Raw genomic sequence first — 13,116 nt, 5'->3', positions numbered from 1 at the left:
ATTTCACTTGTATTAATTTTTCCATTTTTATTCTTTGAGAACTTATGAAGCCTAACGAAAATATATTTATCGTTAGTATAAAGTATTTCGTGATTAGTATAAGGCTCAACCTTTTCTATTTTACAAATTAAGTTATCTATGTTTCTTAATTCATTGGGAAGAAAAAAGACCTCATGAAACTTGGCGATTAGAAAAATAAATATAATCAGGTAAGCACATATAAATATTGTCTGGACTAACTCAAAAACGGCATACGAAAACATTTTTGATGTTAAACTTCTAAATTCGTTTGAGGCTTGACTATAAGAAGTATATGCAATAGAACAAATTAAAATATTTATTGGGAAAAATATAACTAAATTAATAAAGTGTTCAATATTCTCAATCACAAACTTATTAAAGAAAAATATTACAACACAACAAACAATAAATAATAGAATAAAAATTATGCCATGCAATCTATTCTCTTTTTCATTCTTCAAATCACTTTTTTGTTTACTATATCTTTCTATAAACCATATCAGTATTAAGGATGATACTCCAAAAGTTAAAACGAAAAGAAGTATCAATAAACCATCAGGTATTATTTGTGATACTGAAAAGAATCTAATGAATGAAAATGATATCCTAGATAGTTCAATTATTTGCCATAACCCCCCTAATAGAGCGGGTACAATGATTATCAAACTTAAATACTGATTAATCGAATCTAAGGATTTCTTAAAATTCAAATTCATTATAACTATGTTTTAGGTAAAAATATAAAAAAATCATGCACCAATTCTTATGTTTTTCCACTCCTTATCTACCAGCACCTTCATTGACATTCTATAAATCGAATTAGATAAATGATTGTTACTCTCTAATTTATCAATATTCGGTACTATCCTACATTGTTGTGCGCTACTGAAGAAGCATTGTGGTGCGGACTCCGAAAAGGACGTTGATTCATTAACCCGGCATCTTTCACCTTTCCGGCTACACTATGGATTTTGGTAGTTTCCAATGCTTCTTTTAAGGTCATGGGTGGTAAGATACTCGGCAATCGTTTGGCTAACATCGTTTTTCCGGCTCCCGGTGGTCCAATAAGGATGAGGTTATGTCCTCCGGCAGCAGCAATTTCCATACAGCGCTTGATGGATTCCTGCCCTCTTACTTCGGCAAAATCAAATTCGGGATAATCTAATGTTTTATAAAATTCTTCACGGGTGTTTATTACTGTTGGCTCTATGGTGCCTTTGCCTTCAAAAAAATCTATTACCTCCAACACGTTTTCAACTCCGTAAACATCGAGTCCGGTTACTATGGCGGCCTCTTTGACATTTTCTTTGGGCAGGAAGAAACCTTTATAGCCTTCTTCTTTTGCTTTTATGGCTATGGACAAAGCACCTTTTATAGGTTGCATTCCTCCATCGAGGGAGAGTTCTCCCATAATAATGTATTTACCGACTTCTTCCGATTTTATCTGTCCAGTGGCTGCCAGGATTCCAATAGCTATGGTCAAATCGTAAGCGGAACCTTCCTTACGCAAATCGGCGGGAGCCATATTGATGGTTATCTTTTTAACGGGGAGTTGATAACCATTATTCTTTAGAGCAGCTGCAATGCGGTAACTGCTTTCTTTTATGGCATTATCGGGTAATCCTACCAAGTGGTAGCCGACTCCTTTATCGATGTTTACTTCTACGGTAATGGTTGTGGCATCTACTCCGAATACGGAACTTCCAAATACTTTTACTAACATGGCTTATAAATTTTTTCAAAAATAGTAATTTTCTTATAAATTTAAAAAAACAAATTAATCCCTTAAAATCCAATTGATGAGTATCGATATGAAAATCAAAAAACGAAATGCTCAAGCTGGTTTTTAAAATGAAAGAAATGTTTGATGATTCGATTGGGGAATATCTAATTCAGAATTGCCATATATGTCCGATACATGATGTAATAAAATTGAACGGATCCCCAGAAGGAAACCACATCCACCAAATTCGGGATCGAATTGAAGCGGTTTTTGGTGTTGCAAAGGTTGATTATGAATTGATTTGTTTGGTAGCTGATAAGTTAATGAAATAAAAAAGGGAGCAAACTACTCCCTTTAAAACTATTAATAAATGTCTCTCTTATTTTACAACAAGAATATGTAGAATTTGCTTAAGGTTGTTTTATTAATACATATACTCCATTTGGAACTGTTTCTTCTACATAAGTTCGCACTATATTGTCTACATTTGGCCCTCCAGTGTATTTAAAACCATCTCCTAAAAACTGCACAGAAATAGCTTGTTGTCCAGCTACGGTAACTCTTCTTAAAAAAAGATCTCCAGCTGTTTCCTTGATTGGGTCTTCAAAAATTATTCGCAACCTTTTTTCATTAACTGTGCAGTCATTACATGGAGGTTTTTCATCATAATAAAGGACAGTGTTTCCATGTATACTATGTGAAAAAATATAAGTACTATTAATGTTATTTAAAGTGTTTATCTCCACAACACCATTTTTAATATATTCATATTCCCCTACTAGCAAATCTTCTGAATAATTTGGATTATAATTATATCTAGTAACTTTTTTCAGTACAAATTTTAGAGATGTGTTACCGGTTGTATATAACCAAGTACCAACAAAGTTATTTAATAAATTTTCGTTGTCTTTATAGTATGCTCCATTTTTTGGCGTCATACCTAATTGCTCGATTGACAATGTTTGTCCTATTACATTGGTACTTACCAATACACTTACCGCTAATAAAAAAATTAATTTTTTCATACTCTGAAATAATTGAAAACTAAATATAAGAATATTTAGATACTTTACACCTGATATTAATTACGGAAATCATCTTGCAATTATTACAAATACAGTGCTTCCGAATTCTTTAACCGACTTAGTTTCCATATTTTTCATACTTTTATAAAAATTTAAAAACGTAAGAACATAATGGGATTATTTAACGCCATCATGGGTAATGCTTCTGAAGTAAGCACCGAAAAAATTTCACAGGAATTCCAACCGATCTTAATCAACGGGGAACACATCGAAAAAGCTTTCAAAATTGTTCGTGACATGTTTGTTTTCACTAATAAAAGATTGATTTTGGTTGACAAACAAGGATTAACAGGTTCGAAAGTAGATTACCAGTCAATTCCGTACTCAAGCATCAAAAAATTTTCTAAAGAAAGCGCTGGTTTATTAGATTTGGATGCAGAGTTGAAAATCTGGGTAACCGGAGAAACCCTTCCAATCAAAAAGCAATTTGGAAAAGACAACAACATCAACGAAGTATATCAGATTTTAAGTCAGCATATCCTTAAATAACAAAAAAGCCACTCGATTGAGTGGCTTTTTTTATTTCTTGAATTTTGCAATTGCATCTTCTAACCATTTTTTGTATTCGTTGACATCCGGAGTATACCCTACCGGCTCTGACAAGCTATTCGCTTCAGTATCTAAAATTATATAATACGGTTGCGCATTCGCTTTATATTTTGTGATCTGAAAATCGCTCCATTTGTTTCCAATGGTTACGATCTCTTTTCCTGTTTCTTTGGAGGTGTATTGTTCGTTTTTAGGCAATTCGCGTTTGTCATCCACATACAATGAAATCAAAACCACTTTTTCTTTTAGTATCGAAAGAACTTCTGGTTTCGACCATACAAAATCTTCCATTTTACGGCAATTCACGCATGCAAATCCAGTAAAGTCCAAAAGAACCGGTTTGTTAACCGATTTAGCGTAGGCCATACCTTTTTCGTAATCTTCAAAAGCTACGATATCGTGCGCTCCCAAATGTGCTCCGGCCGGTAATATTTGAGCCGATCCGCCTCCATTCCCTTTTGCCCCACCTAAACCATACGGACTTTCACTGTACGTCATTGGTGGCGGGAATCCGGAAATCAGTTTCAACGGAGCACCCCAAAGTCCCGGAATCAAATAGATAGTGAAGGATAAAACCAATAATCCCAAAAGCAATCTTCCTACTGAAATATGGGAAAGCGGACTATCATGCGGCAAGGTAATTTTCCCAAATAAATAAAACGCAAGGGTTCCGAAAATAACAATCCATATTGCCAGGAAAATCTCTCTTTCCAACAAATGCATCTGAAGCACCAAATCAGCATTAGAAAGGAATTTAAACGCTAAAGCCAACTCTAAAAACCCTAAAAATACTTTTACGGTATTTAGCCAACCTCCAGATTTTGGTAAAGAATTTAACCAACCCGGGAACATGGCAAACAACATAAATGGTAAAGCTAACGCCATTGAGAAGCCCAACATACCAATAACCGGGGCAAATCCTCCTTTAGAAGCTGCTTCAACCAATAATGTTCCAACGATTGGTCCTGTACATGAAAACGAAACAATTGCCAAGGCTAACGCCATGAACAAGATTCCGATAATCCCACCTCTATCCGCCTGACGGTCAACTTTATTCGCCCATGAATTCGGAAGCATGATTTCAAACGCACCCAAAAACGATGCGGCGAAAACCACCAATAAAACAAAGAATATCAGATTAAACCAAACGTTTGTAGATAAGGAGTTCAAGGCATCGGCACCGAAAATTGCGGTCACCAAAGAACCTAATAAAACGTATATAAGGATAATTGAAATTCCGTAAATAATAGCGTTTTTAACTCCCTGTGCTTTGGTTTTGCTCTGTTTGGTAAAGAAGCTCACTGTCATTGGAATCATCGGGAAAACGCATGGAGTAAGCAATGCTGCAAATCCGGAGAAGAATGCCAGTATGAAAATCATGAAAACACCTTTCTCATCCGATTTTTTCTTGCTTGGATGCTCATTTTCGGTGATTGGCGCAGCTGTTTCTTTACTTTCAGATGAAGGAACAGAATCGGCTTTAACTTCAGCAACAGTTGAAACGGTATCTGGAACCGTCGTAGTAGCAGCATCAGCAGTAGCAACAACATCAGATGGTTTTACTGATAAAGCCGGTAATTTAATATCGAAAGTCTTATCCTGTTGAATACAAGCTTCTTTACAAACCTGATATTCCACAGTAACCGAAACCGATTTTACATTTGGATTTGTAACTTTTATCGTCTGACGGAATTGCGCTTTGTTTTCGAACATGTATTCATCGACTTCGAAAACATCACTGTAAACCTTTTTATACGGGCTTTCTTTTGTTTTACCTACCAAATCATAGTTTCCCTTGGCGTTTTTAAACTGGAAAACAGTTGGTTGAGAGCCACCCTCCGGTGTAAATTGAGAAAACAGATGCCATTCGTGTTCGATAACAGCATCAAAAACCAAAACCACTTCGGTATCCGATTTCTTCTCAACTGAAGTTTTCCAGGAAACCGGGTTAAGAATTTGTGCCGGAGCACTCAAAAAAGTAAAAAACAATACCAGCAGGGCGCTTAACTTCCTCATTATTTCAATTCAATTTTTATAATAGTTTGTGTTGTTTCATTCACTGAAAATCGTCTGTCTGCTCGTTTTCCAACTACCCAAACCACTTGATTTTCAGAACATAAAAGCCACGTGTTTTCTTTTTCAACCAGCGAGAATTTTTCATCTTTAAAATACTTACTGAGCTTTTTCTTTCCGGTTATTCCGAAGGGGTAAAAATAATCACCTTCTTCCCATTTTCGAAATTCTAAAGGAAACTTTAACGTATCTTTATCAGCAAAGATAATGTCTTTGTTACCGAAAGTAATATCTCCTTTGTCACAAACCGATATTTTTAGTGGAATTTCACTATTTTCAACCTCTTGATAAACAGCATAAACTTCCTTTTCAATTTCTTTTTTTTTAGTTAAAATGAGCGTGTTACGGTCTTTTAACAACCGATGCTTTTCCGAAAAAACCTGTTTCCCGGATTGCGCCTCAACCAAATCGTAAATATCATTCCAAGCCGTAAACCCGAAAGGCTTCAGCCATTGATACAAATAGGCCTGATAATTTGGTAAAATCATCAACTCTTCAAGATTAATTATCTTTTGAGAATTAACATCTTTCACCACTTTTCGGTAAACAATTCGCGAAGCATCGTCAACCATCGATTCTGATTGCTGAAGATTTTCGAGCGTTTGCAAAAAAGAATTTGAAAAACCGGGATTGAGCTCTTTTAGAATAGGAATGACTTTGTGGCGGAGTTTATTGCGAAGGTATTTGTCGGATGCATTGCTGCTGTCTTCACGCCATTGAATTTGATTTTCTTTGGCGTAATTCTCAATTTCTTCTCGGGTGAAAATCAAAAGCGGGCGAATGATTTTATCATTTTGCTGCGGAATTCCGGTTAACCCTTCTAGCCCGGTTCCTCTTGTAAAATTGATTAAAAATGTTTCGATGGAATCATCTAAATGATGTGCTGTAAGTAAATAATCAAAACCTTCAATTTCCAGTAATTCGTTAAACCAATCGTATCTTAACTGTCGTGCCGCGACTTGAATGGAAAGTTTATTTAAACTGGCGTATTCACTTGTTTTAAAAGAATTTAAAAAGAAATCAATATTAATTTTACCACATATTGATTTCACAAATTCCGCATCACCATCACTTTCATTGCCACGCAAATTAAAATTGCAATGTGCAACTGAAATATCAAATTTCAGCTGATGCAACAAATGAATCAAAACCATACTGTCAATGCCTCCACTAACCGCCAAAAGGAGTTTCTTCTCTCTAAGAAAAGGAAGAATTTTATTGATATGATTTTGGAACTTTTGAAGCATTTATTATTATTGTTTATCTATTTTATGTTTTTTATAAAATTCTTTTCTGTTATAAAGAAAGGTATTTAAATCTGTTTTTGATCTTCTGAGAATTATTTTTATTCTGGCATCCCGTTCCATTTTGCCCTCATCTTCCATCCTTTTTATCCTATCGACACGCTCTTTTTTGAATTCATAGTAAGTCCAGCCTGAAAATAATAAAATTGAAATCCCTACAAGCAATGCTCCGTTCCCATCTATGGTTCCATAACCTACGCCACCATATTTACTAAAAGTATAACTTCCTGCAATCGTCTCAGTAAACTTAAGATGAATACCGACTAATGCGATGATTATCCCACCAATTAACGAAACTAAAAATAAAACTTTCTGACTGAACATTGATAATCTCTATAGTTACTCTGATAAAACTTCTCTCATTGCTTTAGCCTTCAACAAACATTCTTCATACTCATTTTCAGGCTTCGATTCGGCTGTTACAGCGCTTCCCACAGAAAATGAAACATATTTCTCTTTCGAATTGTACAAAATACTGCGGATTACCACATTGAAATCGAAATCGTTATTTGGCGTGAAATACCCCACTGCCCCACTGTACAAACCGCGTTTGGTTTCCTCCAGCTCTTCGATGATTTTCATTGCCGAAATTTTCGGTGCTCCGGTCATGCTTCCCATAGGAAAAGTGGTTTTGATGATTTCCAAAGGAGAAGTTGATTCCTTAACTTCAGAAACCACAGTTGAAATCATCTGATGTACTTGTTTGAACGAATAAATTTCGCATAATTCTTCCACCTGAACCGAACCTTTTGTGGCGGTATGCGACAAATCATTGCGGACTAAATCCACAATCATGATGTTTTCTGATCGTTCTTTCGGATTTTCAGATAATTCGGTTTTAGATTGATTATCCCGCTCTTCATCAAACAAACGTTTTGCAGTTCCTTTTATAGGTTGTGATATAACTTTCAGGCCTTCTTTGCGAAGATAGCGTTCCGGTGATGCTGACAGCAGGTAATTGATGTTGTTCTTAAAAAATACCGCAAACGGAGGTTCCGAAATGGCATTTAGTTTTTCATAGATTTCAAGCGGATTGATTTCGGCGTTTTCGGCAAAGAATTCCATACAGAAATTAGCCTCATAAATATCACCGCGATGAATATGTAAAAGCATTTCGTTTACTTTTTCAAGGTATTTTTCCTTTGAAATGCGCTGCTGAATAGTTACTGATGAAAGACTTTTCCCTATTTCCTTTTCTCTTTCAACTATTTCCAGAAAATCCTCCTCCAATTCATCCTCACACATATTCAGATAACAGATTTCCAGTTCGTTGCCATTCAACAGGAAAAGTTTCTTTGGCTGAAAGAAAAACAAATCCGGAAAATGCAAGCCGTCAAAATTTTGAGATTTTAAATCTTCTGCATCGTTTTTTAAATCATAGGACAAATAGCCAAACAACCAGTCTTTCGATTGCTGTTGGTACTGTTTCAAATCCTCAAAAGCATTTTGATAATCGGTTTTAATCGAAGTAAATGCATCGGCTGCCAGCACAACATCATAACTTCCATAATGTTGCGGATAGTTGTTGCTGTCCAGAAAAACGACTTCACGGAATTGTTGCGACCAGACCAATAGTTGCGTTTTAAAAGAATCGGGATCCGAAATATGTTTAAAAACAGAAGTTCTCAAATAGTCTTATTTAAAAGGTAAATGTACTGCTTAACTGTAAAGTTTGCAAAGATTTTACCAAGTTCATAAACAGGCTATGGCTTTTCCTTTAGCCCCGGTTGGAGCAGCACCTTGTAGAGCGGAAAACGGGAAAACGGATTGCTGATAATTCCCGAACCATTCGCTCCAAAAAACCTTTACAACAAATTAATAAGTCACTGATTTTAAGTAACTTTATATGTATTTTCACACTAAATATGAAATTATGAAAAAAGCAGTCCTCTTCCTGATGTTTGCCTCAATACTAATCTTTTCATGTAAAAAAAATACTCCCAAGACCACGGAAAAACCGGTGGCCGGAACGAACAGCATGAGTTGTGCCCCGCCGGTTGTCGATGCCAAATGGTATACTTCAGATAACAAAGCACCGTTGTTCAAAGGAATGGATGTTATTGATTATCCGATTACGACCAAAAACCCGGAAGTACAAAAGTATTTCAATCAGGGATTGGCGCTGGCGTATGGTTTTAATCACGCTGAAGCTGCCCGATCTTTTCATTATGCCACAAAACTCGATCCCGAATGTGCGATGGCTTTTTGGGGATTTGCCTACGTTTTGGGTCCGAATTACAATGCCGGAATGGAACCCGACAATTATGAAAGAGCTTATAAAGCCATACAGCAGGCAATAAAACTCCAAGACAAAGCTTCAGAAAAGGAAAGAGCACTGATTCAGGCACTTTCAAAACGATATGTGGAAAAACCCGTTGAAGACAGAAGTAAATTGGATATTGCCTATTCGAATGCGATGAAAGAAGTCAATGCACAATTTCCCGATGATATCAATATTAATGCATTGTACGCCGAATCCGTGATGGATTTACATCCGTGGGATTTATACGAAAAAAACGGAACTCCAAAACCATGGACACCTGAAATTGTTTCTCTGATGGAGAAAATTCTAAAGAAAGATCCCAAACACATTGGAGCAAACCACTTTTATATTCACGCCGTTGAGGCTTCCAATACTCCGCAACGAGGTTATGCCTCTGCCAAATTTTTTGATGATGGAAATGCTTCTTCTTTTGGACATTTGGTACACATGCCCTCACACATTTACATCCGAACCGGTGATTATCATAAAGGTACCATGGCCAACATTAATGCCTGTAAAGTAGACAGCGCTTATGTGACCATGTGCCATGCGCAAGGAGCTTATCCTATCGGCTACTACCCTCACAATTATCATTTCATGGCCGGTACAGCCACGTTGGAAGGCAACTCGAAATGGGCAATGGTTGGTGCCAATGAAACCGCAAAATTGGTGCATCCTCAAAACATGATAATTCCCGGATTGGAAACTTTACAGCATTATTATATGATTCCGTATTTCGTTTCGGTGAAATTTGGGAAATGGGATGATATCCTGAAGATAAAATTGGTTTCTGACACTTTAAAATACCCGAAAGCGATTTCACACTATGCCAGAGGAATGGCTTATTTAGGAAAAAACGATTTAAGCAAAGCCAAAACTGAATTGATGAAACTTCAGGTTTTTGCCAATGATAAATCACTTGAGAAAATGACCATCTGGCAAATCAATTCCATGAGTTCCATCGTAAATATAGCCGCCAAAGTCCTGAATGCTGAAATTTTAGCTTCCGAAAGAGATTATACCCAAAGTATCCATTTACTTCAAAAAGCCATTGCTATTGAGGATGGTCTGAATTACAATGAACCGCCGGATTGGTTTTTCTCTGTACGCCATCATTTGGGAGCCGTTTTTATTGAAGCCGGCAAATACAATGAAGCTATTAAAGTTTATGAAGAAGATTTAAAACGATTACCGAAAAACGGCTGGGCTTATCATGGATTAAAATTGGCTTATGAAAAACTGGGCAATCAAGCCAAAGTAAAAGAAATGGAACAACTGATTGCAAAAAGCTGGGCTACTGCAGATATTACACTCACTTCTTCGAGAATTAAATAACTTGTAAAAAAATATTTTTAATACCTGATCCGGATTCCGAAATTTCTGGCACGGTTTTTATTGGAACCAAAACAATAAAACAACCCACTAAAGCCGGAAACTATTGACTGAAAATTACTATTACAACTTTACAAAGTAACATCAACCCTTTAAATAGTAATTTTATGAAAACAGTCTCTAGAATTGGCCTGGCTTTGCTTGTAATTGGATTAGCCGTTTCCTGCAAGGAAAAAATGGAAGAAAAAGTAGATTATGCCACATCAGAAACAACGGAAACCGATTCAAGTGATGTCGTTTCATCATCGGCAGCAGTTGAGAAAAAAGATTCGGACAGGAAATTCATACGAACGGCCGACATAAAATTTAAAGTCAAGAACGTTGCTAAATCAACTTATGCTATTGAAGATGCCACAACCAAGTTTGGAGGTTTTGTCACGTATACCAATCTGCAGAGTGAAATTTCGGAGAGAAACGAGACCAAAGTCAGCAAAGACAGTATTTTGGAAACCATAAAATATCAGGTTAAGAACGATATCACCATTCGGGTTCCGAATACTAAAATGGATACGGTAATCAAAACAATTGCAAAACAGATTAATTTTCTGGATTTCAGGGTTATTAAAGCTGATGATGTTTCGTTGCAATTGTTGGCCAATCAGATGAAACAAAACCGATCAGATTCCAACGAAAAAAGACTTGAAAAAGCGATTGATACCAAAGGGAAGAAATTAAATTCCGTAATCGATGCCGAACAGACACTAGCCGACAAAAAAGAGCAGAACGACAACAGCAAATTACAGAATCTTTCGCTAAAGGATCAGGTTAATTTCAGTACGCTAACTCTTCAGATTTATCAAAACGAAGCCATCAGACACGAAATGCTGGCAAGTGAAGAAAGCATTGATGCATACCGACCTCATATTGGATTACAATTATTGGATTCTTTAAAAACCGGTTGGTATTTTCTTGAAAACATCATCGCTTTTATCGTTCAGTTATGGGGCTTTATCCTGATTCTTTTCGGAGGTTATTTTATCTACAAAAAATACTACAAAACCAAAAGCTAAAATATAACATCCTGTTAATTAATTCATTAACTTTGTAGTAGAAACCTTTAAAATAATAAAAGTTATGAAAGTCGCAACTATTATCATCAGGGTTCTTTTGGGGTCTCTGCTGCTGTTCACTTCCATTTCGTACTTTTTGACATTTGATAAGCAGCCGGAGCTGACAGGTGACCTGAAAACCGTTTTTGAAGGATTTAAAGCTACAAAATATTTGCTGACGTTAGTAAAAATAGTTGAATTCCTTAGCGGTTTGTCATTTCTGACCGGAAAATTCATAAAGCTATTCAGCTTAGTGTTTTTTCCGGTTTCCATCAATATTTTGCTTATCAATGTTTTTTTGATTCAATCGGGATTTTCGATAGCAATAGCGATCTTTGTCTTTTTAAGCAATATCTTCCTGATTTACAGAAGTTGGGAAAGTTATAAGGGAATATTCGCAAGTTAAATATCCCAAAAAATAAAACCCGTCTCGTTGTAAAACAAGACGGGTTTTTATTTAATATCATTCAGAATTACACGTGTAATGCTCTGTTATCAGTGGCTGCTAAAGCCGCTTCTTTGATAGCTTCCGCGAAAGTTGGGTGTGCGTGAGACATTCTTGAAATATCTTCAGCAGAAGCACGGAATTCCATAGCTGTTACTGCTTCAGCTATTAAATCCGCTGCACGGGCACCAATCATGTGGATTCCTAAAACTTCATCTGTTTTAGCATCAGCAAGGATTTTCACAAAACCTTCGATGTCAGCACTTGCACGTGCACGACCTAATGCTTTGAACGGGAAACTTCCGGCTTTGTAAGCTACGCCAATTTCTTTCAATTGTTCTTCTGTTTTACCAACAGCGGCAACTTCAGGCCAAGTGTAAACTACACCAGGAATTAAATTATAATCGATATGTGGTTTTTGACCTGCTAAATATTCAGCAACCATTACTCCTTCTTCTTCCGCTTTGTGTGCTAACATCGCTCCGCGAACTACGTCACCGATAGCATAAATGTTAGAAGCCGATGTTTGTAAATGATCGTTTACTTCAACCTGACCTCTTTCAGTAATTTTAACTCCGGCTTTATCAGCGTTCAATCCATCAGTATAAGGACGACGGCCAACAGAAACCAAAGCATAGTCACCTTCTAAAGTGATCACTTCACCTTTTGCGTTTTCTGCTTTCACAACGACACCTTCTCCTGCTCTGTCAACAGCCTGAACTTTGTGAGAAGTGTAGAATTTCATTCCTTGTTTTTTCAACACTTTTGTCAATTCTTTAGACAAACCTCCGTCCATACCCGGAATAATTCTGTCCATGAACTCAACAACAGAAACTTGAGCACCTAAACGTAAGTAAACCTGACCTAGCTCTAATCCAATAACTCCACCACCAATGATTACAAGGTGTTTTGGAACTTCTTTTAATTTTAAAGCTTCTGTTGAAGTAATGATTCTTTCTTTATCAATTTTGATTAAAGGTAGAGATGATGGTTTTGAACCTGTAGCAATGATTACGTTTTTAGCTTCCAATTTCTCTACAGAACCGTCTGCTTTGGTAACATTAACCGTAGTTGCATTTTCGAATGAACCAACACCATTGAAAACGGTGATGTTATTTTTGTCCATTAAATATTTTACACCGCCTGAAGATTGATCAACAACTGCCTGTTTGCGTGCAATCATTTTCTCCAAATTCACTTTTACGTCTCCTG

The 13,116-nt window shown here is 36.4% G+C and carries 12 protein-coding genes and 1 pseudogene; 5 read left to right on the top strand and 8 right to left on the bottom strand.

Annotated features, from left to right (window positions below):
• Together VLB74_RS07725 and VLB74_RS07720 are read right to left on the bottom strand one after the other, a co-directional pair.
• A partial coding sequence (locus VLB74_RS07725) for a hypothetical protein (RefSeq protein ID WP_325202879.1) occupies window positions 1-737 on the bottom strand: 737 nt, incomplete at its 3' end.
• Window positions 738-901: 164 nt separating this feature from the next.
• Window positions 902-1,744 (bottom strand): annotated as a pseudogene (locus tag VLB74_RS07720) (YifB family Mg chelatase-like AAA ATPase); the annotation flags it as partial.
• 107 nt (window positions 1,745-1,851) lie between these two features.
• On the opposite strand from VLB74_RS07720, the gene VLB74_RS07715 reads away from it, so the two are divergent.
• A complete protein-coding gene (locus tag VLB74_RS07715) occupies window positions 1,852-2,076 on the top strand; it encodes a hypothetical protein (protein ID WP_325202878.1) in 225 nt (74 codons plus the stop codon).
• A 78-nt stretch (window positions 2,077-2,154) separates the two neighbouring features.
• On the opposite strand, the gene VLB74_RS07710 is transcribed toward VLB74_RS07715, so the two are convergent.
• Window positions 2,155-2,769: a DUF6705 family protein gene (locus VLB74_RS07710; protein ID WP_325202877.1), complete on the bottom strand. Its 615-nt coding sequence runs from the start codon at window positions 2,767-2,769 to the stop codon at window positions 2,155-2,157.
• A 171-nt stretch (window positions 2,770-2,940) separates the two neighbouring features.
• Between VLB74_RS07710 and VLB74_RS07705 the strand changes: the two genes are divergently transcribed.
• Window positions 2,941-3,318, top strand: a complete 378-nt coding sequence (locus tag VLB74_RS07705; protein ID WP_023572339.1) for a PH domain-containing protein — start codon at window positions 2,941-2,943, stop codon at window positions 3,316-3,318.
• Between the two features lie 30 nt (window positions 3,319-3,348).
• Here VLB74_RS07705 and VLB74_RS07700 read toward each other — a convergent pair whose 3' ends face one another.
• Genes VLB74_RS07700 through VLB74_RS07685 form a run of 4 tightly spaced genes read right to left on the bottom strand, consistent with a single transcriptional unit; the run spans window position 3,349 to window position 8,384 of the window.
• Window positions 3,349-5,394: a protein-disulfide reductase DsbD family protein gene (locus VLB74_RS07700; protein WP_325202876.1), complete on the bottom strand. Its 2,046-nt coding sequence runs from the start codon at window positions 5,392-5,394 to the stop codon at window positions 3,349-3,351.
• Entirely contained in the window at window positions 5,394-6,698 is a 1,305-nt protein-coding gene (tilS, locus tag VLB74_RS07695; RefSeq protein WP_325202875.1) for a tRNA lysidine(34) synthetase TilS, read from the bottom strand. Before tilS ends, VLB74_RS07700 begins: the two co-directional genes overlap by 1 nt.
• A 6-nt stretch (window positions 6,699-6,704) precedes the next feature.
• A complete protein-coding gene (locus VLB74_RS07690) occupies window positions 6,705-7,079 on the bottom strand; it encodes a hypothetical protein (protein ID WP_325202874.1) in 375 nt (124 codons plus the stop codon).
• 15 nt (window positions 7,080-7,094) lie between these two features.
• Entirely contained in the window at window positions 7,095-8,384 is a 1,290-nt protein-coding gene (locus VLB74_RS07685; RefSeq protein ID WP_325202873.1) for an anthranilate synthase component I family protein, read from the bottom strand.
• Between the two features lie 244 nt (window positions 8,385-8,628).
• Here VLB74_RS07685 and VLB74_RS07680 point away from each other — a divergent pair, with 244 nt between their 5' ends.
• The 3 genes from VLB74_RS07680 to VLB74_RS07670 all read left to right on the top strand — a co-directional run bounded on the left by VLB74_RS07680 (window position 8,629) and on the right by VLB74_RS07670 (window position 11,865).
• Window positions 8,629-10,353, top strand: a complete 1,725-nt coding sequence (locus VLB74_RS07680; protein ID WP_325202872.1) for a tetratricopeptide repeat protein — start codon at window positions 8,629-8,631, stop codon at window positions 10,351-10,353.
• A 164-nt stretch (window positions 10,354-10,517) separates the two neighbouring features.
• Complete coding sequence (locus VLB74_RS07675) at window positions 10,518-11,420, top strand: DUF4349 domain-containing protein (protein ID WP_325202871.1); 903 nt, start codon at window positions 10,518-10,520, stop codon at window positions 11,418-11,420.
• 64 nt (window positions 11,421-11,484) lie between these two features.
• A complete protein-coding gene (locus VLB74_RS07670) occupies window positions 11,485-11,865 on the top strand; it encodes a DoxX family protein (protein ID WP_325202870.1) in 381 nt (126 codons plus the stop codon).
• Window positions 11,866-11,932: 67 nt separating this feature from the next.
• Here the strand turns inward: VLB74_RS07670 and lpdA are convergent.
• A partial coding sequence (lpdA, locus tag VLB74_RS07665) for a dihydrolipoyl dehydrogenase (RefSeq protein ID WP_325202869.1) occupies window positions 11,933-13,116 on the bottom strand: 1,184 nt, incomplete at its 5' end.

The sequence above is a fragment of the Flavobacterium sp. genome (assembly GCF_035456225.1).
Lineage (GTDB): Bacteria > Bacteroidota > Bacteroidia > Flavobacteriales > Flavobacteriaceae > Flavobacterium.
Note: the sequence above shows the minus strand (reverse complement) of the source record. Positions and strands in the feature narration are given on the sequence as shown.